Origin of the sequence: Caballeronia sp. M1242, from assembly GCF_017220215.1 — a bacterium.
GTDB lineage: Bacteria > Pseudomonadota > Gammaproteobacteria > Burkholderiales > Burkholderiaceae > Caballeronia.
Map to the genome: position 1 here is coordinate 2,248,619 of NZ_CP071129.1, position 23,326 is coordinate 2,271,944.

A 23,326-nucleotide genomic window follows, 5' to 3' on the forward strand; every position below is an offset into this window, starting at 1 on the left:
CTGGCCGTCATCGTTGTGTTCAATCAGAAACTTTCGTCAGCGCTAACGCCGCCGCAGAACCGACGCTCGCGCTCACGCACACCCTTGACGCTAAGCTCGCGCAATCGTGACTGAACGGCCAGCCAGGAAGGCGGGCCGTTGTCGTTTCTTCGATCAGAAAGCTCTCGCCAGTTCGCGCAGCACGAACGCCGCCGCCGCAAACCCGAAGCTGGCGGTCACGCACAGGCTTCACCCGAAGCCCGCGCAATCTAGCCGTTGCCGTTTCTTCGATCAGGAACGCTTAGCCAGTTCGCGCAGCACGAACGCCGCAGCCGCAAAGCCGAAGCTCGCGGTCACGCACACGCTCGATCCGAAGCCCGCGCAATTGAGACCGACCGGGCCCGCGTAGCCCGAAGCGGTTTCGAGGTGCTCCGCGCCCTCGCTGATGCCGCACGCCGGCGAATCAGGGTAAATGAGCGGCTCGTCGGAATACACCGCGCTTACCTTGAAACGCGCCTTCGGTCCACGGGCAAAGCCGTGCTGCTTGCGCAACTGGCCGCGCACTTTGGAAAGCAGCGGGTCCTGAATGGTGAGCGCGAGATCGTCGATGCGGATGCGCGTCGGATCGAGTTGCCCGCCCGCGCCGCCCACCGTGATGAGCGGCTGCTTGCGCGCGACGCACCACGCGATCAGCGCAGTCTTGGTGCGCACGCTGTCGATCGCATCCACCACGAAGTCGAAGCCGCCGCCGAGCGTCGCGTCGAAATTGCCCGGCTCCACGAAGTCTTCGATCTGCCGGACGTCGCACGCCGGATCGATCAGCGCGATGCGCTCGGCCATCGCGGTGACTTTCGCCTTGCCGTAGTTGCCGTCGAGCGCGTGAATCTGGCGGTTGGTGTTGCTCTCCGCGACGTTGTCGAGATCGATCAGCGTCAGCGTGCCGATGGCGCTGCGCGCCAGCGCTTCCGCGACCCACGAGCCGACGCCGCCGATGCCGATCACCGCGACATGCGCGCGCTGGAACGCCGCGAGCGCGCTCGGGCCATAGAGACGCGCGATGCCGCCGAAGCGCCGGTCGCGATCGACGGTGTCTTCAACGGGAAGCGTGGCGGTGGCATCGGATGGAGTCATGGCGCTCGGGGCACGTGAAAACGAAGCGGCTTGCCGGCGAGGACCGCGCGACAAGGCTTACGCTCGGCTGTCGGTTGCACAAAAGTTGGCAGTCGCTTCATGCAAAAACCGGCTGAATTGCGTATTCTGCCTTATCGAAACGGAAGGCGTGATAGGCGCGCCGAATGTCCGCACGATTGCGTGGCGGCACAAGCGGCGGCTTTGACACGCGTCATTGCGCGAATTCCTTAATCAGGGCAAGAACGTTTCACCTTGGCTATACTGACGCGACTGTAGCGTTCGCATAACATGACGACCCTCGCAGACCTTCGTAAAAACTATTCGCGCGGCGCGCTCGACGCCGCCGACATCGACCCGAACCCCGTGCGCCAGTTCGAAGCATGGTTCGCCCAGGCGCTCGACGCGAAGCTGCCCGAACCCAACGCGATGACGCTCGCCACCGTGAACGCAGAGGGCCGTCCGTCGGCGCGCATCGTACTGATCAAGGGTGTCGACGAACGCGGTTTCGTGTTCTTCACGAATTACGAAAGCCGCAAGGGACGCGAGTTGGCCGCCAACCCGGCCGCGAGCCTGCTTTTTCACTGGATCGAGCTCGAACGGCAAGTGCGTATCGAAGGCATGGTCGTCAAGACGAGCGCCGAAGAAAGCGACGCGTACTACGCCTCGCGGCCGCTCGGCTCGCGCATCGGCGCGTGGGCGTCGGACCAGAGTCAGCCGCTTGCGAGCCGGGAGGCACTCGAAGCGCGCGAACGCGAGATGATGGCGAAATTCGGCGACGCGCCGCCGCGCCCGCCGCACTGGGGCGGCTACCGGCTCGTGCCGGACACCATCGAATTCTGGCAAGGGCGGCCGTCGCGGCTGCACGATCGCATGGTTTATACGCGCGAAGGCGTCGATGCGCCGTGGCGCATCACGCGGCTCGCGCCGTAAAGAGCCCACGCTTCGCGCACCACGACACACGCACGAATTGTAAGCACAACGTAAAGCGCGCCGCGTTCACGCGGCGCGCAGACAATAAGCCGGCGCAGCAACACGGCAGACGAACATGAAGGCGTCACGCCTTCCACCTTGACTTTCTTAGCGCGGAGAAACAAGCATGTTCTGGGAGAAGAAGCTGACGCAGTGGGTCGAGGAAGTCCGCGAGCAAGCCAACTTGCCCGCGCGCCTCGTGCTGTGGGACGGACAGCAACACGACTTCGGCCGCTTTGCCGCGCCTGCCGTGACGCTGCATGTGAAAAGCGCGACCGCGCTGCCGTATCTGCTGGAGCCGAGCCTCGACAATCTGGGCGAGGCGTATGTCAAAGGCAAGATCGATATCGAGGGCAAGCTCTCGGACATCATCAACATCGGCTATTCGCTCGCGAAAAGCACGGTGACGAATGCAAGCAAGCTCGCCCGCGTGCGACGCTACTTCAATCACTCGAAGGCGTCGGACAAGAAGGCCATTCAGTATCACTACGACGTGTCGAACGAGTTCTACCAGCTCTGGCTCGACAAGAACATGGTGTATTCGTGCGCGTACTTCGAAAACGGCGACGAAGACCTCGACACCGCGCAGATCAAGAAAATCGACCACATTCTCACGAAGATTCAGGTGCAGCCGGGCCATCGGCTGCTCGACATCGGCTGCGGCTGGGGCGCGCTCGTCATTCGCGCGGCGCAGAAATTCGGCGCGAAGTGCGTGGGCGTGACGCTCTCCGAGAACCAGTTCAAGCTCGCGACGCAGCGCGTGAAGGACGCCGGCCTCGAAGGCCAGATCGAAATTCGCCTGCAAGACTATCGCGACGTGGAAGGCCAGTTCGACCGCATCACGAGCGTCGGCATGTTCGAGCATGTCGGGCGCAAGAATCTGCCGGGCTACTTCACGAAGATGCGTGAACTGCTCGTCGATGACGGCGTCGCGATGAACCACGGCATCACGTCGTCGGATGCGGATAGCGGGGAGACGTCGCTCGGCGGCGGCGAGTTCATCGACAAATACGTGTTTCCGGACGGCGAGTTGCCGCATATCAGCCTCGCGCTGGAGAGCATGCAGCGCGGCGGGCTCGAAGCGGTCGATGTCGAAAGCCTGCGCCGCCATTACGCGCGTACGCTCGATATCTGGGCCGAGCGGTTCGAGGCGAACGCGGACGAAGCACGCAAGCTCGTCGATGACGAGAAGTTCCGCATCTGGCGCGTGTATCTCGCCGGCTGCGCGTACGCGTTCGAGAACGACGACGTATCGATCTATCAGGTGGTCTGCCGCAAGGCGGGCCGCAGCGCGAAGACGCTGCCGTGGTCGCGGCGCTATATCTACGAGAAGCCGCTCTGAGCCGGGAAGTGTCCGCCATCGAAGCAGGCGCGGGCGACGACGAACAGTGCGATCTGTTCGGCGCGCCCGAGCCTGCCGTCGTTGCGAAGCCGCGCGGCGTGCTGCCCGCGCCGTTGAAGCGGGAACACGAAGACATCGCGCAACGTCTGCCGGCGAGCGTGCATCTCGGCACGTCGACGTGGTCGTTTCCGGGCTGGCAGGGCATCGTGTACGGCGGCGCGTATGCGAACACCACGCTTTCGCGCGATGGCCTCGCCGCCTACGCCGCGCATCCGCTGTTGCGTGGCGTGTCCATCGACCGGTCGTTTTACGGGCCGGTGCCGGTGGCGCAATACGCGCGGTATGCGTCGCAGGTGCCGGCGCATTTCCGCTTCATCGTGAAGGCGCCCGCTTCGGTCACGGATGCTTTCATTCGCGGCGAGCGCGGCTTGCCCGGCGCTGACAATCCCGCTTTTCTGAACGCGCAGATCGCCATCGACGAGTTCGTCGCGCCGTGCATAAGCGGCCTCGGGGCGAAGACCGGCGCGCTCGTCTTCCAGTTCCCGCCGCTGCCGGACGCGATGATCGTGGAGCCGTCGCGCTTCGTGGAGCGGCTCGCGTCGTTTCTCGCCGCGTTGCCGCCGCTCGAAGGCGAGGCGTGTTATGCGGTCGAGTTGCGCGACGCCGTCATGCTGACGCCACGCTTCATCCGCGCGCTACGCGACGCGAACGTGCGCTACTGCATCGGCGTGCATGCGCGCATGCCGGACGTGCGCCGTCAGGCGAAGGCGCTGGCGCTGCTGGATGAGGAAGACATGGGACCGCTCGTCGTGCGCTGGAGTTTGCACAGCGGCTTTCGCTATGAACAGGCGAAGGCCAAGTACGAGCCGTTCGACAGAATCGTCGATGAAGACCGCGAGACGCGCGAGGCGCTCGCGGAACTGGCCGCGCGTTACGCCTTCGCGGGCCAGCCGGTGGTCATCGCGGTGAACAACAAGGCGGAAGGCTCCGCCCCGTTGACGTGCTTCGAACTGGCGCGCGGCATCGCAGAGCGCTGCGAGCGCGCGCAGTCCGGCTCGCGCGCCGTCACGCCTTGAGGCGATGCGCGAACTTCTTGCGAAACTTCGCGACTTTGGGCCCGACGACCGCCGCGCAATAACCCTGATTCGGATGCTGCGCGAAGAAGTTCTGGTGATACGCCTCGGCCGGATAGTAGTCATCGCGAAGCGGCGTCACTTCGGTCACGATCTTGCCGCCGTAGACGTCTTCGCGCTGTAGTTCCTCGATGACTTCCTGCGCGATTCTGCGTTGCTCGTCCGAATGCGTGAACACGGCCGAGCGATACTGCGTGCCGACATCGTTGCCCTGACGGTTGAGCTGCGTCGGATCGTGCGTCGCGAAGAAGATTTCGAGAATCTCGCGATAGCCGATGACCTCGGGATCGAACACGACCTTCACGACTTCCGCGTGCCCGGTGTCGCCGTCGCACACCTGCTCGTACGACGGATTCGCCACCTGGCCGCCCGCGTAGCCGGATTCGACGGACTGCACGCCCTCGACCGCCAGAAACACGGCTTCGGTGCACCAGAAACAACCGCCGCCGAGCGTCGCGGTTTCGAGTCTCGCTTGCTGGTTCATGCCTGCTCCTCTCAAGTGCAGCGGCCACGCCGCGGACCATCCATATTGATGCGCGAAGCCGCTTATTCAATGCCGCCGAGCTTACCGGCTTTTGCAAAGCGGCGTTGCCCACATTGCCCGTACTGGCTTATGGCGGCTCGAAGCAGCCGATTCCGCTAGAATCGAGTCAATCTCCAGCTTTTACATGGCTTCAAAAAAGGTTCGTCCGACTCGAGCGCGACATTCAGCACGACACTCGGCCTGTTCGGTGCCAAAAGACCTATTCGATCGCCCACTTGCCCGATGAAACGCGCCAGAACTCCGAACTTCGATCCCACCGCGTTCCGCGCCGCGCTCGGCCAGTTCGCGACCGGCGTCACCGTCATCACCACGCGCACGGATTCCGGCCAGCTTATCGGCATTACGGCGAGCTCGTTCAATTCGGTTTCGCTGGATCCGCCGCTCGTGCTGTGGAGTCTCGCGACGCGCTCGGCGTCGATGCCGGTGTTTCGCGCGAACAGTCACTACGTCATTAACGTGCTGGCCGCTTCGCAACTGGACCTGTGCCGGCGCTTCGCGACGGTGAAGGGCGACCGCTTCGCGGGCGTCTCGCACGCGGCGGGCGACAGCGGCATGCCGGTGCTGGACGGCGCGCTTGCGTGGTTCGAATGCCATAACCGCAGCCGCTACGACGAAGGCGATCACGTGATCTTCGTCGGCGAAGTGGAACGCTGCGGCGTGCGCGAAGACGCGTCGGAGATTGCGCCGCTCGTCTTTCAGGCGGGCGGCTTCCACTCGCTCGGGCCGCTGGAATAACGCCGGCTCAGGCGCCGCGCGCCGGCTGCTCGATGAGCGCGACCGGCACGCCCGCATCGTCCTTCATGGTTTGCAGCACGATGTTCGAGCGGATGTCGATCACGCCCGGCGCTTTATACAGCTTCGTCAGAATGAAATCGGAGTAGTGCTTGAGATTGTGCGCCAGCACGCGCAGCACGTAATGCGTGTCGCCGGTCACGACGAACGCGCCGACCACTTCCGGCCACTCGCGCACGGCCGCCGCGAACTTCTCGTGCCAGTTCTCCTGATCGTTGCGCATGGAGACGTGCACGAACGCCTCCAGTTCGATGCCCAGCCGCTCGCGGTCCAGACACGCGCGATAACTCGCGATCACGCCCTCCTCTTCGAGCAGGCGCATACGCCGCAAGCACGCGGAAGGCGACAGCGAAATGCGCTCCGCGAGGTCCAGGTTGCTGATCCGTCCATCTTCCTGCAGCACAGCCAGAATTCGGCAATCCGTTGCATCGAGCGTGAATCCGGTCACTTTTGAGTCTCCTAGCCCGTTTCCTCGAATTATGTTCTAGCCACAAACCTTTTGGGTGGTTATTTTGCAATCACTTTTCAAGATAACGCGGCTATGATTTGACGCATCTCCCCGCTCTCTGCTAGGCCGCCATGACGCTCATCGACATCTCGCCACCGATTGCCGCCGCGACGCCGGTCTGGCCGGGCGACACGCCTGTCGGCATCGAGCGCGTCTGGCGGATGGAAGCAGGGTCGCCGGTGAACGTCGCGCGCGTCACGCTTTCGCCGCACACCGGCGCGCATGCCGACGCGCCGCTGCACTACGACGAACACGGCGCAGCAATCGGCGAAGTCGCGCTGGAGACGTACATCGGCGCGTGCCGCGTCGTGCATTGCATTGGCGCTGCGCCCGTCGTGACGCCGGAGATGATCGCCGCGCACCTCGGCGACGCGCCGCCGCGCATCCTGATCCGCACGTATGACCGCGCGCCGCTTACCGCATGGGACAGCGCGTTCTGCGCCGTCGCGCCGCACACCATCGACCTGCTGGCGGCGAAGGGCGTGACGCTCGTCGGCATCGACACGCCGTCGCTCGATCCGCAGGAATCGAAGACGATGGACGCGCACCGCCGCATTCGCGCGCACGGCATGGCGATTCTCGAAGGACTGGTGCTCGATGCCGTCGCGCCCGGCGATTACGAACTGATCGCGCTCCCGCTCAAATTTGCGACGCTCGATGCAAGCCCCGTGCGCGCCGTTCTGCGCCCGCTTCCCTGAATCTTCCCCGAACACATGGACTTTTCGATGAAATCTCGTGACGACGCCGCCGCCCTCGACCGCGACGACCCGCTCGCCCGCCTGCGCGACCAGTTCTCGCTCGCCGAAGGTGTCATTTATCTCGACGGCAATTCGCTCGGCGTGCCGCCGAAAGCCGCCGCCGCGCGCGCCGCGAGCGTGATCGGCAGCGAATGGGGCGAAGGGCTGATTCGAAGCTGGAACACGGCAGGCTGGTTCGCGCTGCCGAAGCGCCTCGGCAACAAGCTGAGTTCGCTGATCGGCGCAGAAGAAGATGAAGTCGTCGTGACGGACACGATTTCCGCGAATCTCTTCAAGGTGCTTTCCGCCGCGCTGAAGCTCGCGAACGAGCGCGACCCGAAGCGCCGCGTGATCGTCTCGGAACGCTCGAACTTCCCGAGCGATTTGTACATTGCGCAGGGTTTGATCGAGCAGCTGGATCGCGGATACGAACTGCGTCTCGTCGATGATGCCGCCGAGCTGCCCGCCGCGATCGACGAAAACACAGCCGTCGCGATGATCACGCACGTCAACTACCGCACGGGCTATATGCATGACATGGCCGCGCTCACGGAGACGATTCATCGCGCGGGCGCGCTCGCCGTATGGGATCTCGCGCATTCGGCGGGCGCGGTGCCGGTGGACCTCAACGGCGTCGGCGCGGACTACGCGGTCGGCTGCACGTATAAGTATCTGAACGGCGGCCCGGGATCGCCCGGCTTCGTCTGGGTGCCGAAGCGTCACCAGAATGCGTTCTCGCAGCCGCTTTCCGGCTGGTGGGGCCACAAAAAACCGTTCGAAATGGACCCGGTGTATCGCCCGGACGACGGCATCGGCCGCTTTCTCTGCGGCACGCAGCCGATCGTTTCGATGGCGCTCGTCGAATGCGGACTCGACGTGTTCCTGCAAACCGACATGCAGGCGCTGCGGCGCAAGTCGCTCGCTCTCGGCGATGCGTTCATCGCGCTGGTCGAGGCGCGGTGCGGCGATTTTCCGCTCACGCTCGCGACGCCGCGCGATCACGCACGGCGCGGCTCGCAGGTGAGCTTCGAGCATCCGCACGGCTACGAAGTGATGCAGGCGCTGATTGCGCGTGGCGTGATCGGCGACTATCGCGAACCGGGCATTCTGCGCTTCGGCTTTACGCCGCTCTACACGCGTTTCGTCGATGTGTGGGATGCGGTCGAGGTACTGCGCGACGTGCTCGCGACCGAAAGCTGGCGCGCGCCGGAGTTCGCCGAACGCGCGTCGGTGACCTGAGGACTGAGACGATGAGCGAAACTAAGGGTTGTCCGTTCGGCCACGGCACGGCCGCGGCGCAAGAGAAAGACGGCTGGCACGACGCGCGGCTCGATTTTTCGGATTCGATGAGCTATGGCGACTATCTCGGCCTCGATTCGATTCTGACCGCGCAGCATCCGCTCTCGCCGGATCACAACGAGATGCTGTTCATCGTGCAGCATCAGACGAGCGAGCTATGGATGAAGCTCGCGCTCTACGAATTGCGCGCGGCGCTCGGCGCGGTGCATCGCGATGAGTTGCCGCCCGCGTTCAAGATGCTCGCGCGCGTGTCGCGCATCTTCGAGCAGCTCGTGCAAGCGTGGAACGTGCTCGCGACGATGACGCCTTCCGAGTACACCGCGATGCGGCCGTATCTGGGCGCGTCGTCGGGGTTTCAATCGCATCAGTATCGGCAGATCGAGTTCATGCTCGGCAACAAGAACGCGCAGATGCTCAAGCCGCATGCGCATCGCCCGGACGTTCTCGGCGAGGTGCAGGGGACGCTCGAAGCGCCCTCTTTCTATGACGAAGTGATTCGTCTGCTCGCGCGACGCGGATTCGAAATCGATCCCGCGCGCCTCGAACGCGACTGGACGCAGCCGACCACGCACGACGCGTCAGTCGAAGCCGCGTGGCTCGCGGTGTATCGCGAGCCGTCGAAGCATTGGGAACTGTATGAAATGGCGGAAGAACTCGTCGATCTCGAAGACGCGTTCCGTCAGTGGCGCTTCCGTCATGTGACAACCGTCGAGCGGATCATCGGCTTCAAGCAGGGCACGGGCGGCACGGCGGGCGCGTCGTATCTGCGCAAGATGCTCGACGTCGTGTTGTTTCCGGAGCTCTGGCACGTTCGCACGCTCCTCTGAGCGTTCAACTTCACGCGAGCCGCGCGGCCAGCGCCCGCAGCTTCGGGCCGATGGTTTCGCGAAAATACGCTTCGTCCATCGACGAAGCCGGGCCGCTGCTGCTCAACACGAGCCAGCGGCCATTGCGCTCGTCGCGAAACGGCGCGGCGATCGCGTTGACGTCGTCATGCCATTCGCGGAACGAGTAGCAGCAGCCGTCGCGGGCGTAGTCCTCGATCGCGCGCTCGGCGGCCGCGACGCGCGCCGCGCCCTCCGCTCTCCCCAACTCTTCAAATAACGCCGCCCGCGCGGCCGGCTCCTGCACCGCCAGATAGGCGCGGCCCATCGAGCTCGTGAGCATCGAAAGGCGCGAGCCGGGCGCAAGCCCGAGCGTCAGCGCCGTCTCGCTGCGGATCGTTTCCAGATAAATCATGTCGAGCCCGTCGCGGCAGCCGAGCGACACCGCCGCGCCGATCTCGCGCGCGAGCGCGCGCATGTGCGGCCGCGCGAGTTCGAGCGTGTCCGCGCCCGCGAGCAGCGCGAAGCCCAGCGACAGCACGCCGGTGTCGAGCGCGTACTTGCCGGCGGCTTCGTCGAAACGCAAATAGCCGAGCGTTGCGAGCGTGTACGCGAGGCGATTGACGGTCGCCTTCGGCAAGCCGGTCCGCTCGACGAAATCGCGGTTGGCGAGCAGCGTGTCGCCCGGGCGAAACGCGCGCAACATATCGAGACCGCGTGCGAGCGCGACGACGAACCGCCGCTCGTCGATGCCTTCGGGCGGCGTTTTCGCGGTGGCGTACGAGTTGGAATCGGCTTGCATCGAATGCTAAACTGAGAGTTCATTTTCAGAACATTGTTTCGCACAGCGGAACCAACGTCAAGCGCCGCGCGATGGCGCTTTTCACGACTTGAGGAGAACGCGATGGCCGACGCCGCCCGTTTCAACTGGGAAGATCCGCTGCTTCTGGATCAGCAATTGACCGAAGAAGAACGCATGGTGCGCGACGCGGCGCGTGCCTACGCGCAGGACAAATTGCAACCGCGCGTGATGCAAGCGTTCCGCGAAGAAAAGACGGATCCGGCCATCTTTCGCGAGATGGGCGAACTCGGCCTGCTCGGCCCGACGATTCTGGAGCAGTACGGCGGACCGGGCCTCAACTACGTGAGCTACGGGTTGATCGCGCGGGAAGTGGAGCGCGTGGATTCCGGCTACCGGTCGATGATGTCGGTGCAATCGTCGCTCGTCATGGTGCCGATTCACGCGTTCGGCAGCGAGGCGCAAAAGCAAAAGTATCTGCCGAAGCTCGCGCGCGGCGAGTGGATCGGCTGCTTCGGACTGACGGAGCCGAACGCGGGCTCGGACCCGGCCAGCATGACGACGCGCGCGAAGAAAGTGCAGGACGGCTATTCGCTGTCGGGCGCGAAGATGTGGATCTCCAACTCGCCGATCGCGGACGTGTTCGTCGTCTGGGCGAAGCTCGAAGAAGACGGCCGCGATGAAATTCGCGGCTTCATCCTCGAGAAAGGCTGGAAGGGGCTTTCGGCGCCCGCGATTCACGGCAAGGTCGGACTGCGCGCGTCGATCACCGGCGAAATCGTGATGGACGACGTGTTCGTGCCGGAGGACAACCTGCTGCCGAACGTGCGCGGGCTCAAGGGGCCGTTCACGTGCCTCAATTCGGCGCGCTACGGCATCTCGTGGGGCGCGCTCGGCGCGGCCGAAGCGTGCTGGCATACGGCGCGGCAATACACGCTCGATCGCAAGCAGTTCGGTCGTCCGCTTGCCGCCAATCAGCTGATTCAGAAGAAGCTCGCCGACATGCAAACCGAAATCACGCTCGGGCTGCAAGGCGTGCTGCGCCTCGGCCGTATGAAGGACGAAGGGACGGCGGCCGTCGAGATCACGTCGATCATGAAGCGCAACTCATGCGGCAAGGCACTGGAGATCGCCCGGCTTGCGCGCGACATGCTGGGCGGCAACGGCATTTCGGATGAATTCGGCGTGGCGCGGCATCTCGTCAATCTTGAAGTGGTCAACACGTATGAAGGCACGCACGACATCCACGCGCTGATCCTCGGGCGCGCGCAAACCGGCATCCAGGCGTTCTTCTAAACGCGCAGGCCCCGATTCGCGACAAGGCCGGTCCTGGCACGACCGGCCTTTTTCGTTGATGCGGGCCCGCAGCCGTTTTGTAACTTTCGATGCGCGGCTGAAACTTTTACGGGCCAGATCGTCTCCATGCTGGACAGGAGGCCGGCGTAAGCGAGCGCCCGCCCGCAGCGTGACGGCCGCAAGCGACTGGAACGGAACCTGCATCCGCAAGCCGCTGCAGCAAAGCCTCCTCGTCAGCGATGGCATCTTTGGTTACGATGCCCGTAGCCTCACCGATGGAGCTTTCAATGTCAGATACCAATAAGGAGCGATTCATGTCGGATATCAAAACCGTTCTCGCTGACGCCGAAGACCTGCTCAAGCAAGCCGCTGCCGCCACGGGCGAGCGCGCTTCCGAGCTGCGCGAAAGCGCCATGTCGCGCCTGAAACAAGCCAAGGAAAAAGCCGCCGACGCGCAAGTAGTCGTCGTCGAGCGCGGCCGTAAAGCGGCGCGCGCCACCGACGATTACGTCCACGAGCATCCGTGGGCGTCCATCGGAATCGCGGCGGGCATCGGCATGGTGATCGGTCTGCTCATCAATCGTAAGTAGTCGTTCCATGCTGCCCGCACGCGCGGGCAGCATTTTTTTCGCCGCAATGGCCCGAGGCTTGCTAAATCCCTAACCGATGCGGTCCTCCGGGATCGAATCAGTTCGAACTGCGACGCTCTTATCCGGCGCGCGGCTCGACCTTCGCGCCGGCTCCTTGCTTCGTGCATCGGCCGGGAAATCATCAAGCGGCACCCAACGCGCTCTCGCACCCAAACCATGACGACAGAACGGCTACCGCGCGATACGTCCCCCGGACCCTTGCGCCGCATTGTGAGTTCCGCCTTCGCCATCTTCGAGACCCGGCTGGAACTGATCGGCATCGAGTTGCAGGAAGAAAAAGTCAGGCTGATCGGCGTGCTCTTCCTCGGGCTCGCGGCCATGCTGCTCGCCATGATGGCGCTGATCTCGCTGACAGTGCTCATCGCCATATTCTTTTGGGATACGTATCGTTGGCAGGCGCTCGGCGGCATCACGCTGCTGTATGCGGTGCTCGCCATCGGATGCGGCCTGCGCGCGCGCGGCAAGTTGAGCGATGCACCGCATCTGTTCGACGACACGCTCGACCAGTTCCGCAAGGACCGCGACATGTTCAACTAAGCGCCGCCACGCGACGCCTTTGAACGCGATCCCTTTCTTTTCACGCGAAACTCACTTGCCCGTTCGATCATGAGCCATAACGACGCCACCTCCAGCGCAGCCAAGCAAGAAGTTCAGCAGCAGCTTCGCACGCCCGGCATGCGCACGCTGCGCAAGGAATTGCTGCTTGCGCGCGCGGATGTCGAACGCATGGAACTGCGGCAGGCCACGCACGAATTGCGCGATAACGTCGCGCATCTGCCGCTCATCGGCATGCTCGTGCCGGGAAGCCGCCCTGCCCGACGTGGCATCCGCAATACATCGCCGCGTGGCACTATTGCCGGCGTGCTGGATTCGCTGCTCGGCCGCGGCGGAGCGGGCAAGTTCAGCTTCCTGTTCAAGCAGTATCCGGTGGTCGGATCGCTCGCTTCGCTGCTGTTGACTAAGCCGGTGCGCACTCGCCTGTTGCGCGGCGCGAAGCCGCTCATCAAATGGGGCGGCCTCGGGCTGGCTGCATGGGAAGGCTGGCGCATCTGGCAACAGATGAAGGCCACGAGCGTGGAAACGTCCACCGACGCCGTCGACCCGACCGTTTTCTAGTCGCATAGCCGCATCATCCCTTGCCCGCCCAGCACGCGGTCGATTTGGCCGCGTCGAGGGCCGCTGCGCCATCCGTCAGCCGATTCGAGCGCAAGCCAGTTGCGTCGATGGTGAACACGCCGCATGCGTCGGCCTCCATCGGACCGGGCGACACGGGCGCCGCTTCGATCGCATAACCGCCGTTGGTCGCGGACTCGGGCAAGAGCGCGAGCCGGTAGACCGCTGTGCCGCTCGACGGCGCCTGGTCGATGCCCGCGCTCAGCGCAACGGTGCCCGCTCCGGTCTGGGACAGCCGCGCGCTTTCCACGAACTGCACCGCCTTGAACAGCGCGGCAGCCGCGTCCAGGCGATGCGCTTTCGCGACATGCGACTGATACGCAGGAATCGCGAACGTCGCGATGATCGCCGCGACGCCGAGCGCGATCATCAGTTCGAGTAGGCTGAAGCCCGCGCTTGAAGTCATTCGGCTCATCCTTGGTCCTCCTTAGAATGGTTTCCCCGCGACCCGCCGCCACTGTTGCGTGAAGGTGCCGTTCGTCGAATCGATGCGCAGTTGCAGCCAGGCTTCGGTCTGCGACGTCACGCCGAAGCCGCGCGCCGTGATCAGATACGAGGTCGTCGACGACTGATCGGAGCGCGACCACGTTTCGATCAGGCATTGCGGCGGACGCATCGCGTAAGGCCACGACGCGAATGGCGCGACTGCAATCGCCGACACGCCTTCGAACGACGCCTTCAGCCGCCAGCGTGCCGGCTCCTGATCGACCGCTCCTATCGCCGGCAACGCCGCCGACAGCATGTGGCTGCATCCAATGAGCGCGCTGTCCGCCGCATGGAACGCCTGCACGCGCTCGCGCGCCGCGACGGTCGTGCGCGCCGCCACGAGCGACGTTTGCAGCCATGCGCTCGCCGTGACGAGGATGATCGCAGCGAGTAGCAGGACAATGGGTAGCGCCGTGCCGCGAGACAACGCGCGACGGTTCATGCCGCGCCTCCTTGATTCGCCGAAACTGAATTGCGAATCTGCACACGACGCCAGAACGCCTGGTGCAAGCGCGCATCGTCGGCGACGGCGGGCGCGCCGGTGCAATCCACGTAGTTCGTGCGGCGCTGTCTCGCGGCCGCAAAGCCTCGCACGAGCACGCACAGGTCGGCGGCGCGAAGATCGGGCCAACGGTCGCGCGGGATCGCGGACGCATCCACCGCGCTTGACGCGCCCGCTAGCCAGTACAAAACCCGAATGCGCTCGATGCCTTCGACCAGCGGCTGCGCCTGCTTGCCACTGCCCTCGCAATACAGTTCCGGCTCGCCCGTCGACGCGCTGGCCTTCGCATAGAAGCGGTTGCCGACGAAGGCATCCGCCACCGACTGGCCGATGCAATCCGTCGGCGCGCCCGCCGATGTCGGCCACGTCGAAACCGTGTCGGCTGCATAGCGCACCTGCACGCCGTCGGACCGGCTCGTCAGCGACTCGCACGACGCCGCCGTATCCGCCCCGACCACGCGCGCCTGCGAGCAGCCGAATAGCGCGGCATCGGCGCGCGTTGCCCCGAAGCCCGCCATCTGGATTTGCTGCGCGATGAGGTCGAGCGCGGACACGCCGGCGTCGTGCATGCGCGCGGCGTCGGTGGCCCGGTCGAATGCCGCGCGCTGACCGCGATACAGCGACAGCATGGCCAGCACAATCAACATGCCGAGCGCGAGCGATATCGCGAGTTCGACGAGCGTGTGGCCGCGGGCGGGAAAAGAACGCGGCGTCATCGCGCGAACGCCACGGCAATGCACGACGCGAGCGGCTTCACTTGCGGCTCGGGGCACGGATCGGCGTGGTCGTCGGCGTGCCAGCTGACGGTCGCGAGGCGCACGCCGTCTGCGCGGTCGAGCACGGCGACATCGCCATCCGGCAAGGTCGAGGACGCTATCGCCTGCCATTGCGACAGGACCGCCGCGCGATCCGCGTCGCTGCGAATGCCTTCCGCGACCGAATCGGCGATGAGCGTCGCGCGCTCGCGCAGCAACGCGAGCCGCTCGCCCCTCGCGAGCGCGCTTTGCACCGCGACGATTCCGAGCGCCGTCACGGCGGCGAGCGCGAGCGCGATCATCACTTCCATCAGCGAATCGCCGCTTTGCGTCGTCTTCATGCCGATGCTCCGCAGCCGCCCTGCGTGATGCGCGGCCGCCCGCCCGCCGCGATGCGAATGCAGCGGCGCGCTGCGGCATTGCCAGCGGGATCGGCGCCGCGCGGGGAAAAGTCGAAGCTGCGAAAGCCGCCGATCACCTGACCCGACGGCGGCGTGAACGCGAGATCGGTTGCCGCGCCCGCGATGGCGATGGAAGACATGGCCGGTTCGACGCGCAGCAGCGCCGGCACGCCGTCGCGATCGACATAGAGCGCCCAGCCGCAAGACCAGTCCGTGACGCCTCCATCGCAGCCTTTGCCGGATGCGAGGCAGTGGCGCGCGGCGTCGATCCGGCACAGCGTGACGCGCGCACCGCGCCGGAGCGCTTCGGCGCGTGCGAGCGAAAGCGTCGAAAAGAACGAGCGCGCCCGGGCATCGACCTGATCGCGCATCTGCCAGGCGAAGAACGACGGCGCGGAGAATGTCGCGATGATCGCCATGACGGCCAGCACGACGCACAGTTCGACCAGCGTGAAGCCGCTTAAGCCGGCTAAGTGAGCGCGATTCATCTGCATCCCTGAACGATTCGAGTTGAAGAACGCCGAATCTATCGGGAAGCAACTCGCGCCGCCATTAGCCGAACGGCCTAGTGTTCAGGCCGGTTTTCGGCAGGCAGACTTTGCGCGGGAATGCGAGAAAACCTTGCGGAGGGCGAATGCAGAACGAATCAACGCTTACGGGAAGCGGATTTCTTGGGCGCGGCGCGGCGGAATTCCTCGAGCACGTCTTCGAACTCGGATACGTCCTCGAAGCGTTTGTAGACGGAGGCGAACCGCACGTAGGCAATGGTGTCGAGCTGGCGCAATTCGTTCATCACCAGCTCGCCGAGACGCTCGCTCTGCACTTCGCGCTCGCCGCTGCCGAGCAGCTGATATTCGATGCGCGCAACGGCTGCGTCGATGGCGTCGGCCGCGACTGGGCGCTTGCGCAGCGCGAGCTTCATGCTGGCGACGATCTTGCGCCGGTCGAACTCGGTGCGGCTGCCGTCTTTCTTGACGACGGACGGCAGCGCAAGCTCCACGCGCTCGTACGTGGTGAAACGCTTGTCGCACGCAGGACAGCGCCGACGCCGCCGGATGGCTGCGCCGTCCTCCGACACGCGGGAATCGACGACCTGAGTGTCTTCGTGTCGGCAGAACGGGCAGCGCATCGCGGCGTGTCTCGGGGCTTGGCTAGAGGATTAACGGTAGACCGGGAAACGCTTGGTCAGGTCGGCCACTTGGGCGCGCACGCGCTCGATGGTCGCCTGGTCTTCCGGATTGTCCAGCACGTCCGCGATCAGGTTGCCGACGATTTCGGCTTCCTTCACGCCGAAGCCGCGCGTGGTCATGGCGGGCGAACCGAGACGCACGCCGCTCGTGACGAACGGCTTTTCGGGATCGTTCGGGATCGCGTTCTTGTTCACCGTGATGTGCGCGGCGCCGAGCGCGGCTTCCGCGGCCTTGCCCGTGATCTTCTTCGCGCGCAGGTCGACCAGCATCACGTGGCTTTCGGTGCGGCCCGACACGATGCGCAGTCCGCGCTTGACGAGCGTCTCGGCCAGCACGCGAGCATTGTCGATCACGGCTTGCTGATACGTCTTGAACTCGGGCGCGAGGGCTTCCTTGAACGCGACGGCCTTGGCGGCGATCACGTGCATCAGCGGGCCGCCCTGAATGCCGGGGAAGATGGCCGAATTGATCTGCTTCTCGAATTCTGCCTTCATCAGGATGACGCCGCCGCGCGGGCCGCGCAGGCTCTTGTGCGTGGTCGTCGTGACGAAGTCCGCGTGCGGCACGGGGTTCGGATAGAGGCCCGCGGCGACGAGACCGGCGTAATGCGCCATGTCGACCATGAAGTAAGCGCCGACGCTCTTCGCAATCTTCGAAAGACGCTCGAAGTCGATGCGCAGCGCGAACGCCGACGCGCCCGCGACGATCAGCTTCGGCTTGTGTTCCTTGGCGAGCGCCTCGGTCTTTTCGTAATCGATGTCTTCGGCTTCGTTCAGGCCGTAGCTGACGACGTTGAACCACTTGCCCGACATGTTCACCGGCGAGCCGTGCGTGAGGTGCCCGCCTTCGGCGAGGCTCATGCCCATGATCGTGTCGCCCGGCTTCAGGACGGCGAAGAACACGCCCTGATTCGCCTGCGAGCCGGAGTTCGGCTGCACATTCGCGGCTTCGGCGCCGAAAAGTTGCTTCACGCGGTCGATGGCCAGCTGCTCGACGATATCCACGTACTCGCAACCGCCGTAATAGCGCTTGCCCGGGTAGCCTTCCGCGTACTTGTTCGTGAGTTGCGAACCCTGCGCGGCCATGACGGCCGGGCTCGTGTAATTTTCCGAGGCGATCAGCTCGATGTGCTCTTCCTGTCGGCGGTTTTCCTGCTCGATGGCCTTGAGCAATTCGGGATCGACTTTGGCAAGGGTACTTTCGGCTCTGTCGAACATACGTTTTCCGTGAGATCAAAACAGGTTGACCGGATCGCGCGGGCGCACGAAAGGCTGGACACCGATGAAGTCCAGACGCGGCGGATGAGGGAAGAATCCGGTTTCGCGGAACGGACAGCCACCGGCAACGCAGCGACGGCGCGCGGATCTCAGCTGCCCAGGCGAACGGCAAAACGACGCTCCGCGCTTCCTAGTGGGTCGTTCCACCTTGAATCCGTAGATTCTATCGCCAGTCACGCGGGGTTTGAGCGTTGTAGTTTAATGGGCGGCCGGGCTTTAGGCAACCGGCCTCCGGACCCCTTCGCGCCCCTCTTTTGCGGTGCGTGGCTGCGCCCGGAAGCACGGTCGTTCGCGTGCGCGGTCGCTTGCCGCCTGGCATCAATGGAAGTACCCTTTGCGCCGTTGCCGGACGCGTGCCTGTGCGCCGCCCGGTTCGGCCTATCGCTTATCTCCAATCGGAGCTCGACCATGATCGTCTTCGTCACCGGCGCGTCAGCCGGCTTCGGCGCCGCTATCGCGCGCGCTTTCGTCAACGGCGGCCATCGCGTCGTCGCGGCGGCGCGTCGCAAGGAACGCCTCGACGCGCTGTCGAAGGAACTCGGCGACGCCTTGTTGCCCGTCGAAATCGACGTGCGCGACGAAAGCGCCGTGCGAAACGCGATCGCTTCGCTGCCTGACGGCTTCGCGCAGATCGACGTGCTCGTGAACAACGCCGGCCTCGCGCTCGGTCTCGAGCCCGCGCAACGCGCGAACTTCGACGACTGGAAGAACATGATCGACACGAACTGCGCCGGTCTCGTCGCCGTCACACATGCTGTTCTGCCGGGCATGGTCGAGCGCAATCGCGGCCACGTGTTCAATCTCGGCTCCGTAGCCGGCTCCTATCCTTATCCAGGCGGCAACGTCTACGGCGCGACCAAGGCGTTCGTGCGGCAGTTCAGCCTGAACCTGCGCGCCGATCTCGCGGGCACTGCATTGCGCGTGACCGATATCGAGCCGGGCCTGTGCGGCGGAACCGAGTTCTCCAACGTGCGCTTCAAGGGCGACGACGACAAGGCCGCGTCCGTCTACAAGGACGTGCAGCCGCTCACGGCCGAGGACATCGCGGACACGATCTACTGGATCGCCACGCGGCCGGCGCACGTGAACATCAACACGATCGAACTGATGCCGGTCGCGCAGACGTTCGGACCGTTGCAAATTCACCGCGGCTGAGCGGCAAACTGCCTGAGGATTTGGCGAGCACTTAGCGGGTTCCGGTAAAATGCCGCGGATGAATATCTGTCAAAAAGCGAGCCGCAGCGGTCTGAGAAGGCCCGGCGCAAGCGGGGCGGCGCGCAGGTGAGCAATCCGTCCGTTTTCGAATGGCCGATTCGCGTGTACTACGAGGACACCGACGCCGGCGGCATCGTTTTCTACGCGAATTACCTGAAGTTCTTCGAGCGCGCGCGTACCGAATGGCTGCGCGCGTGCGGAATCGACCAGCAGCGCCTCGCGGAATCAGACGGCATCGTGTTCGTCGTGAAAAGGACGTCCGTCGATTATTCAGCGCCCGCGCGTCTCGACGACGTGATCCGCGTCGTCAGCCGTATCGAGCGGCTGGGGCGCGCGTCGGTGGACTTTCATCAGGAAGCGTGGCGCGACGGCGTGCTGCTCGCGAGCGGCGAGATTCGCGTGGCGTCGGTGGATCGCGCATCCATTCGGCCCGCCGGCATTCCGGCAGCCGTCCTCGACGGACTCCGGCGCGGCCCTCCTGCGGCGCAGTCAGCCGATGCACCCATCGCGCCGCATGGCGGATTCAGCCGTGGTTAGCAGAGCAAGACAATCGAGAAAGAGCCGGCAAAGGCGCGGCTTTCGTTCCGTTCACATCTCATTCACGAAAGCCTGACGCTCCGACCGGACGCCGTTTTCCGGGAAGTAACAGCGGACCTTTATGAACAATACACAAGACCTGTCGATCGTATCTCTCGTCGTCCATGCCAGCGTGCTCGCGCAGGCCGTGATGGCGCTCTTGCTGGTTCTGTCGCTTCTGTCGTGGACCTTCATCTTCCGCAAGTGGTTCGCCATTCGCCGCGCGCGTGCGCAGACGGAGCGCTTCGAACGAGATTTCTGGTCGGGCGGCGACCTTCAGGCGCTGTATCAGAGCGCGGCGAACAACCGTCACACCATCGGCGCGCTCGAGCGTATCTTCGAGTCGGGCATGCGCGAATTCCTGAAGGGCAAGGAGCGCCGCATCACCGATCCGAGCGCGATTCTCGACGGCTCCCGCCGCGCGATGCGCGCCGCGTTTCAGCGCGAAATGGACGTGCTGGAAGCGAACCTCGCGTTCCTTGCTTCGGTCGGGTCGGTGAGTCCGTATATCGGCTTGTTCGGCACGGTCTGGGGCATCATGAATTCCTTCCGCGGTCTCGCCAACGTGCAACAGGCGACGCTCGCGAACGTCGCGCCGGGCATCGCCGAGGCGCTCGTCGCCACCGCGATCGGCCTGTTCGCCGCGATTCCCGCCGTGGTCGCGTACAACCGCTACGCGCACGACATCGACCGGCTGGCGATCCGCTTCGAGACCTTCATCGAAGAGTTCTCGAACATCTTGCAGCGTCAGGCGCACTAACAGGAGTCCGCGATGGCAGGCCCGATCCGTTCCAGCATGCGCGGCAGTTCGCGCCGCGCGATGGCCGACATCAACGTCGTGCCGTATATCGACGTGATGCTCGTGCTGCTCGTCATCTTCATGGTGACCGCGCCGCTCGTGTCGCCTTCGATCATCAATCTGCCGACCGTCGGCAATGCGCAGCCGCAGGAACAGCAGCCGCCGCTCGTCATCAACATCAAGGCGGACGGCAGCATGAACGTGCGCTACAAGGAAGAAGGCGGCGCGACCCAAGAGCAGAAAATGACGAAGGGCGATCTCAACGCATTCGTGCTCAATCGTCAGGAATCGCACCCGGATCAGCCGGTCGTGATCGCGGCGGACAAGACGGTGAAGTATGAAGTCGTCATGGACGTGATGTCCGATATGAAAGCGCGCGGCGTGAAGCGCGTTGGATTGCTCGTCAAATCGCAATGATCGATCGTCGCACCGGCCAGCCCCAGCAGGCGCGCGCGCGTTCCGCGCGGCCCATCCGTCCGCCTCGCGAGCGAGGCACGGGCAAGGCGTTCGCGCTCGCGGCCGTCATGCATTTGCTGCTCGGCTGGCTGCTCTATCACGGCATCAACTGGCAGAACAACACGCCGGCCGGCGCCGAAGCCGAAATCTGGACCGACATTCCCGACATGTCCGCGCCGACGCCGCGCCCCGCTCCTCCGCCGCCCGCGCCTGCAAAGGCGCAGCCCGCGCCGCCGCCCGCGAGAGACGAGCAGGCGGACATCGCGTTGCAGGAGAAAAAGCGCAAGCAGCAGGAAGCCGCCGCGCGCGAGGCGCAACTTGCCGAGCAGCGTCGCGAGCAGCAGCAAGCGCAGCAGCAGGCGCAGCAAGAAGCGGAGGCGAAACGTCAGCAGCAACTCGCCGCGCAAGCGGCCGCAGCAGCCGCGGCGCAGAAGGCGATGCAAGACAAGCAGAAACAGATCGAGAAGCAGCGTCAGGCGGAACTGCAGAAGCAACAACAGCAAGCCAAGGCGCAGCAAGAGAAGGAACGTCAGCAGCAAGCCGAGGCGCAGAAGGCGGAACAGCTCAAGGCCGAGCAACAGCAGGCGCAGAAGGAAGCCCGCGCGAAGGCCGACGCCGAAGCGAAAGCCAAGGCGCAGGCAAAGGCGAAGGCCGATGCGGAAGCGAAAGCGAAGGTCGACGCCGAGCGCCGTGCGCGGCTCGCCGCGCTGCAAGGCCAGTTGGGCGGCGGCACGAGTTCGAGCGGCGAAGGCCTCGCGAAGAGCGGCACGGGCCGGGGCGCGGGCGGCAACGCGACGTCGCCCGGCTATGCCGAGAAGGTGCAGCGGCGCGTGCGGCCGAATATCGTCTGGGCCGGTGAGACCGCAGGGCTCGAAACCGTCGTGTCGGTCCGTTGTTCGCCGTCGGGCACGCTGCTCTCGGCGAGCATCAGCCGGTCGAGCGGCAACGAGCAATGGGATCAGGCGGCGCTTCGCGCGGTGCAGCGTTCGGACCCGATGCCCGTCGATGTCGACGGCAAGGCGCCCGATCATTTCACCATCACGCTGCGGCCGGCTGGAGGCTGATTCGGCCAGCGTGCGAGGCGCTTTGCGCTGGGAACGAATCGTGCAACCGGGGGTCTGTTCTGCATTCCCCAGACACTTGAAAACGCTTTTTTCGGAACCTAAACAGCATGAGTTTGATGACGAAGCTTGGCCTGAGAACGCTGGTCGCATCCTGCCTGATCGCAGCCGGCACTGCCGCACACGCCCAGTTGAACGTGCTCGTCACCGGCGTCGGTTCGACTCAGTTCCCGATCGCGACGGCCAATTTCGCCAACGAGGCGAACTCGCCGCAGCAGATCAGCGCGATCATTCGTCAGGACCTGCAGAGGAGCGGCAAGTTCACGAACATCGACGCGGGCAGCACGCCGGTTTCGGAGACCGAATCCGTCGATCTGGGCGCGTGGAAGGCCAAGGGCGCGGACGCGTTCGTGTCGGGCAGCGTCACGCGCCTGTCGAACGGCCAGTACGAAGTGCGCTTTCGCCTCTATGACACGGTGAAGCAGCAGAATCTCGGCGGCCTGTCGCTCGTCAGCGCGGAAAGCGGCCTGCGCATGAGCGCTCACAAGATTGCGGATTACATCTACGCCAAGCTGCTCGGCGGCCGGGGCGTGTTCGCCACGCGCTTGTCGTATGTCATCCAGACGGGCGGGCGCTATCAGTTGCAGATTTCGGATTCGGACGGACAGGACGCGAAGATCGCCCTTTCCAGCCCGGAACCGATCATCTCGCCGGCATGGTCGCCGGACGGCACGAAGGTCGCGTACGTGTCCTTCGAGAAGAAGAAGCCCGTCGTCTACATTCACGACCTGCCGACGGGACGCCGCATCGTCGTGTCGAATCAGAAGGGCAACAACAGCGCGCCGGCGTGGTCGCCTGACGGCCGCAAGCTCGCGGTCGCGCTGTCGCGCACCGGCAATACGCAGATTTTCGAAGTCAACGCGGACGGCACCGGCCTGCGCCGTCTGACACAAGGCAGTTCCATCGATACCGAGCCGGCCTACTCGCCCGATGGCAACTCCATCTACTTTACGAGCGATCGCGGCGGCCAACCGCAGATCTACAGAATGCCGGCGGCGGGGGAATCTGCCGGCGCGGCCCAGCGGGTCACGTTCACGGGCAGCTACAACACGAGCCCGCGCGTGAGCCCGGACGGCAAGCAACTCGCGTACATTTCGCGCACCGGCGGCGGCTTCAAGCTGTATTTGCAGGACCTCGGGTCCGGCACGGCAACGGGGCTGACCGACACGACGCATGACGAATCGCCGAGCTTCGCGGCGAATGGTCAGTACATCCTCTACGCCACCCAAGTGAACGGACGTGGCGTGTTGGCAGCCGTGTCGACCGATGGTCGCACGCGGCAAGTCTTGTCCGTACAGGGCGGCGCGGTGCGCGAGCCGTCCTGGGGTCCGTTCATGCAATAAGTCCAGCAATACGTTTCACCTACAACGTT

At 64.7% G+C, this 23,326-nt stretch carries 28 protein-coding genes and 1 riboswitch; of the genes, 17 read left to right on the plus strand and 11 right to left on the minus strand.

From position 1 onward, the window contains the following. Positions 1-270: 270 nt before the first annotated feature. Positions 271-1,110 (minus strand): ThiF family adenylyltransferase, encoded by an 840-nt coding sequence (locus tag JYK05_RS10450; RefSeq protein WP_206466898.1) that lies wholly within the window; start codon positions 1,108-1,110, stop codon positions 271-273. A 288-nt stretch (positions 1,111-1,398) separates the two neighbouring features. Between JYK05_RS10450 and pdxH the strand changes: the two genes are divergently transcribed. From pdxH to JYK05_RS10465, 3 genes are all read left to right on the plus strand, one after another. Beyond that, entirely contained in the window at positions 1,399-2,040 is a 642-nt protein-coding gene (gene pdxH, locus JYK05_RS10455) for a pyridoxamine 5'-phosphate oxidase (RefSeq protein ID WP_206466899.1), read from the plus strand. A 166-nt stretch (positions 2,041-2,206) separates the two neighbouring features. Continuing rightward, positions 2,207-3,421, plus strand: a complete 1,215-nt coding sequence (locus JYK05_RS10460; RefSeq protein WP_206466901.1) for a cyclopropane-fatty-acyl-phospholipid synthase family protein — start codon at positions 2,207-2,209, stop codon at positions 3,419-3,421. A gap of 8 nt (positions 3,422-3,429) precedes the next feature. Then, positions 3,430-4,497 carry a DUF72 domain-containing protein gene (locus JYK05_RS10465; protein WP_371826378.1) on the plus strand — a complete coding sequence of 356 codons (1,068 nt, stop codon included), beginning with the start codon at positions 3,430-3,432 and terminating at the stop codon, positions 4,495-4,497. On the opposite strand, the gene msrA is transcribed toward JYK05_RS10465, so the two are convergent. Continuing rightward, on the minus strand, positions 4,487-5,038 hold the full coding sequence (gene msrA / locus JYK05_RS10470) for a peptide-methionine (S)-S-oxide reductase MsrA (RefSeq protein ID WP_175944898.1): 552 nt from the start codon (positions 5,036-5,038) through the stop codon (positions 4,487-4,489). The two genes, JYK05_RS10465 and msrA, sit on opposite strands and share 11 nt — an antisense overlap. Positions 5,039-5,320: 282 nt before the next feature. Here msrA and JYK05_RS10475 point away from each other — a divergent pair, with 282 nt between their 5' ends. Then, positions 5,321-5,833: a flavin reductase family protein gene (locus tag JYK05_RS10475; RefSeq protein ID WP_206466903.1), complete on the plus strand. Its 513-nt coding sequence runs from the start codon at positions 5,321-5,323 to the stop codon at positions 5,831-5,833. Positions 5,834-5,840: 7 nt separating this feature from the next. Here the strand turns inward: JYK05_RS10475 and JYK05_RS10480 are convergent, their stop codons facing one another. Continuing rightward, on the minus strand, positions 5,841-6,338 hold the full coding sequence (locus JYK05_RS10480; RefSeq protein ID WP_175944902.1) for an Lrp/AsnC family transcriptional regulator: 498 nt from the start codon (positions 6,336-6,338) through the stop codon (positions 5,841-5,843). Positions 6,339-6,469: 131 nt separating this feature from the next. Here JYK05_RS10480 and kynB point away from each other — a divergent pair, with 131 nt between their 5' ends. The 3 genes from kynB to kynA are packed head-to-tail and all read left to right on the plus strand — an operon-like array spanning position 6,470 to position 9,261. Beyond that, on the plus strand, positions 6,470-7,096 hold the full coding sequence (gene kynB / locus JYK05_RS10485) for an arylformamidase (protein ID WP_206466905.1): 627 nt from the start codon (positions 6,470-6,472) through the stop codon (positions 7,094-7,096). A 27-nt stretch (positions 7,097-7,123) separates the two neighbouring features. Then, entirely contained in the window at positions 7,124-8,374 is a 1,251-nt protein-coding gene (kynU, locus tag JYK05_RS10490) for a kynureninase (protein ID WP_206466907.1), read from the plus strand. Between the two features lie 11 nt (positions 8,375-8,385). Then, complete coding sequence (gene kynA, locus JYK05_RS10495) at positions 8,386-9,261, plus strand: tryptophan 2,3-dioxygenase (RefSeq protein ID WP_206466909.1); 876 nt, start codon at positions 8,386-8,388, stop codon at positions 9,259-9,261. A 10-nt stretch (positions 9,262-9,271) separates the two neighbouring features. On the opposite strand, the gene JYK05_RS10500 is transcribed toward kynA, so the two are convergent. Further along, entirely contained in the window at positions 9,272-10,060 is a 789-nt protein-coding gene (locus JYK05_RS10500) for an IclR family transcriptional regulator (RefSeq protein WP_206466911.1), read from the minus strand. Between the two features lie 102 nt (positions 10,061-10,162). Between JYK05_RS10500 and JYK05_RS10505 the strand changes: the two genes are divergently transcribed. The 4 genes from JYK05_RS10505 (at position 10,163) to JYK05_RS10520 (ending at position 13,119) form a co-directional block, all read left to right on the plus strand. After that, positions 10,163-11,353 (plus strand): acyl-CoA dehydrogenase, encoded by a 1,191-nt coding sequence (locus tag JYK05_RS10505; protein WP_206466913.1) that lies wholly within the window; start codon positions 10,163-10,165, stop codon positions 11,351-11,353. Positions 11,354-11,640: 287 nt separating this feature from the next. Next, the gene (locus JYK05_RS10510; protein WP_175944915.1) at positions 11,641-11,943 is read left to right on the plus strand and encodes a YqjD family protein; all 303 of its coding nucleotides are present in this window, start codon (positions 11,641-11,643) and stop codon (positions 11,941-11,943) included. A gap of 216 nt (positions 11,944-12,159) precedes the next feature. Then, positions 12,160-12,540: a phage holin family protein gene (locus tag JYK05_RS10515; protein ID WP_206466915.1), complete on the plus strand. Its 381-nt coding sequence runs from the start codon at positions 12,160-12,162 to the stop codon at positions 12,538-12,540. Positions 12,541-12,609: 69 nt separating this feature from the next. Continuing rightward, positions 12,610-13,119 carry a DUF3318 domain-containing protein gene (locus JYK05_RS10520; RefSeq protein WP_206466917.1) on the plus strand — a complete coding sequence of 170 codons (510 nt, stop codon included), beginning with the start codon at positions 12,610-12,612 and terminating at the stop codon, positions 13,117-13,119. A gap of 13 nt (positions 13,120-13,132) precedes the next feature. On the opposite strand, the gene JYK05_RS10525 is transcribed toward JYK05_RS10520, so the two are convergent. From JYK05_RS10525 to glyA, 7 genes are all read right to left on the minus strand, one after another. Continuing rightward, complete coding sequence (locus tag JYK05_RS10525; RefSeq protein ID WP_371826379.1) at positions 13,133-13,582, minus strand: type IV pilin protein; 450 nt, start codon at positions 13,580-13,582, stop codon at positions 13,133-13,135. A 21-nt stretch (positions 13,583-13,603) separates the two neighbouring features. Continuing rightward, positions 13,604-14,104 (minus strand): pilus assembly PilX N-terminal domain-containing protein, encoded by a 501-nt coding sequence (locus tag JYK05_RS10530; protein WP_206466920.1) that lies wholly within the window; start codon positions 14,102-14,104, stop codon positions 13,604-13,606. After that, positions 14,101-14,880 (minus strand): PilW family protein, encoded by a 780-nt coding sequence (locus JYK05_RS10535; protein WP_206466921.1) that lies wholly within the window; start codon positions 14,878-14,880, stop codon positions 14,101-14,103. Before JYK05_RS10535 ends, JYK05_RS10530 begins: the two co-directional genes overlap by 4 nt. Then, positions 14,877-15,260, minus strand: a complete 384-nt coding sequence (locus JYK05_RS10540) for a prepilin-type cleavage/methylation domain-containing protein (protein ID WP_175944927.1) — start codon at positions 15,258-15,260, stop codon at positions 14,877-14,879. Before JYK05_RS10540 ends, JYK05_RS10535 begins: the two co-directional genes overlap by 4 nt. Further along, positions 15,257-15,814, minus strand: coding sequence for a GspH/FimT family pseudopilin (locus JYK05_RS10545; RefSeq protein ID WP_175944929.1), 558 nt, complete (start codon positions 15,812-15,814; stop codon positions 15,257-15,259). Before JYK05_RS10545 ends, JYK05_RS10540 begins: the two co-directional genes overlap by 4 nt. Before the next feature lie 152 nt (positions 15,815-15,966). After that, positions 15,967-16,449, minus strand: coding sequence for a transcriptional regulator NrdR (nrdR, locus tag JYK05_RS10550; RefSeq protein ID WP_175944931.1), 483 nt, complete (start codon positions 16,447-16,449; stop codon positions 15,967-15,969). A gap of 30 nt (positions 16,450-16,479) precedes the next feature. After that, on the minus strand, positions 16,480-17,727 hold the full coding sequence (gene glyA / locus JYK05_RS10555) for a serine hydroxymethyltransferase (RefSeq protein ID WP_175944933.1): 1,248 nt from the start codon (positions 17,725-17,727) through the stop codon (positions 16,480-16,482). A 148-nt stretch (positions 17,728-17,875) separates the two neighbouring features. Next, positions 17,876-17,974, minus strand: a riboswitch (ZMP/ZTP riboswitch). Positions 17,975-18,195: 221 nt separating this feature from the next. Between glyA and JYK05_RS10560 the strand changes: the two genes are divergently transcribed. From JYK05_RS10560 to tolB, 6 genes are all read left to right on the plus strand, one after another. Beyond that, positions 18,196-18,942, plus strand: coding sequence for an SDR family NAD(P)-dependent oxidoreductase (locus tag JYK05_RS10560; RefSeq protein WP_175944935.1), 747 nt, complete (start codon positions 18,196-18,198; stop codon positions 18,940-18,942). A gap of 126 nt (positions 18,943-19,068) precedes the next feature. Further along, positions 19,069-19,539 carry a tol-pal system-associated acyl-CoA thioesterase gene (gene ybgC / locus JYK05_RS10565; RefSeq protein ID WP_175944937.1) on the plus strand — a complete coding sequence of 157 codons (471 nt, stop codon included), beginning with the start codon at positions 19,069-19,071 and terminating at the stop codon, positions 19,537-19,539. A gap of 121 nt (positions 19,540-19,660) precedes the next feature. Continuing rightward, positions 19,661-20,338 (plus strand): protein TolQ, encoded by a 678-nt coding sequence (gene tolQ / locus JYK05_RS10570; RefSeq protein WP_175944939.1) that lies wholly within the window; start codon positions 19,661-19,663, stop codon positions 20,336-20,338. A 12-nt stretch (positions 20,339-20,350) separates the two neighbouring features. Then, positions 20,351-20,794, plus strand: coding sequence for a protein TolR (gene tolR, locus JYK05_RS10575; RefSeq protein WP_175944941.1), 444 nt, complete (start codon positions 20,351-20,353; stop codon positions 20,792-20,794). Then, positions 20,791-21,897, plus strand: a complete 1,107-nt coding sequence (gene tolA, locus JYK05_RS10580; protein WP_206466923.1) for a cell envelope integrity protein TolA — start codon at positions 20,791-20,793, stop codon at positions 21,895-21,897. Before tolR ends, tolA begins: the two co-directional genes overlap by 4 nt. 107 nt (positions 21,898-22,004) lie before the next feature. Next, the gene (gene tolB / locus JYK05_RS10585; protein WP_206466925.1) at positions 22,005-23,297 is read left to right on the plus strand and encodes a Tol-Pal system beta propeller repeat protein TolB; all 1,293 of its coding nucleotides are present in this window, start codon (positions 22,005-22,007) and stop codon (positions 23,295-23,297) included. Positions 23,298-23,326: the final 29 nt, after the last annotated feature.

Coding starts and splice junctions, on each gene's coding strand:
- JYK05_RS10450 (WP_206466898.1), bottom strand. CDS start 1,110: ATGACTCCATCCGATGCCACCGCCACGCTTCCCGTTGAAGACACCGTC.
- pdxH (WP_206466899.1), top strand. CDS start 1,399: ATGACGACCCTCGCAGACCTTCGTAAAAACTATTCGCGCGGCGCGCTC.
- JYK05_RS10460 (WP_206466901.1), top strand. CDS start 2,207: ATGTTCTGGGAGAAGAAGCTGACGCAGTGGGTCGAGGAAGTCCGCGAG.
- msrA (WP_175944898.1), bottom strand. CDS start 5,038: ATGAACCAGCAAGCGAGACTCGAAACCGCGACGCTCGGCGGCGGTTGT.
- JYK05_RS10475 (WP_206466903.1), top strand. CDS start 5,321: ATGAAACGCGCCAGAACTCCGAACTTCGATCCCACCGCGTTCCGCGCC.
- kynB (WP_206466905.1), top strand. CDS start 6,470: ATGACGCTCATCGACATCTCGCCACCGATTGCCGCCGCGACGCCGGTC.
- kynU (WP_206466907.1), top strand. CDS start 7,124: ATGAAATCTCGTGACGACGCCGCCGCCCTCGACCGCGACGACCCGCTC.
- kynA (WP_206466909.1), top strand. CDS start 8,386: ATGAGCGAAACTAAGGGTTGTCCGTTCGGCCACGGCACGGCCGCGGCG.
- JYK05_RS10500 (WP_206466911.1), bottom strand. CDS start 10,060: ATGCAAGCCGATTCCAACTCGTACGCCACCGCGAAAACGCCGCCCGAA.
- JYK05_RS10505 (WP_206466913.1), top strand. CDS start 10,163: ATGGCCGACGCCGCCCGTTTCAACTGGGAAGATCCGCTGCTTCTGGAT.
- JYK05_RS10510 (WP_175944915.1), top strand. CDS start 11,641: ATGTCAGATACCAATAAGGAGCGATTCATGTCGGATATCAAAACCGTT.
- JYK05_RS10515 (WP_206466915.1), top strand. CDS start 12,160: ATGACGACAGAACGGCTACCGCGCGATACGTCCCCCGGACCCTTGCGC.
- JYK05_RS10520 (WP_206466917.1), top strand. CDS start 12,610: ATGAGCCATAACGACGCCACCTCCAGCGCAGCCAAGCAAGAAGTTCAG.
- JYK05_RS10525 (WP_371826379.1), bottom strand. CDS start 13,582: ATGACTTCAAGCGCGGGCTTCAGCCTACTCGAACTGATGATCGCGCTC.
- JYK05_RS10530 (WP_206466920.1), bottom strand. CDS start 14,104: ATGAACCGTCGCGCGTTGTCTCGCGGCACGGCGCTACCCATTGTCCTG.
- JYK05_RS10535 (WP_206466921.1), bottom strand. CDS start 14,880: ATGACGCCGCGTTCTTTTCCCGCCCGCGGCCACACGCTCGTCGAACTC.
- JYK05_RS10540 (WP_175944927.1), bottom strand. CDS start 15,260: ATGAAGACGACGCAAAGCGGCGATTCGCTGATGGAAGTGATGATCGCG.
- JYK05_RS10545 (WP_175944929.1), bottom strand. CDS start 15,814: ATGCAGATGAATCGCGCTCACTTAGCCGGCTTAAGCGGCTTCACGCTG.
- nrdR (WP_175944931.1), bottom strand. CDS start 16,449: ATGCGCTGCCCGTTCTGCCGACACGAAGACACTCAGGTCGTCGATTCC.
- glyA (WP_175944933.1), bottom strand. CDS start 17,727: ATGTTCGACAGAGCCGAAAGTACCCTTGCCAAAGTCGATCCCGAATTG.
- JYK05_RS10560 (WP_175944935.1), top strand. CDS start 18,196: ATGATCGTCTTCGTCACCGGCGCGTCAGCCGGCTTCGGCGCCGCTATC.
- tolQ (WP_175944939.1), top strand. CDS start 19,661: ATGAACAATACACAAGACCTGTCGATCGTATCTCTCGTCGTCCATGCC.
- tolR (WP_175944941.1), top strand. CDS start 20,351: ATGGCAGGCCCGATCCGTTCCAGCATGCGCGGCAGTTCGCGCCGCGCG.
- tolA (WP_206466923.1), top strand. CDS start 20,791: ATGATCGATCGTCGCACCGGCCAGCCCCAGCAGGCGCGCGCGCGTTCC.
- tolB (WP_206466925.1), top strand. CDS start 22,005: ATGAGTTTGATGACGAAGCTTGGCCTGAGAACGCTGGTCGCATCCTGC.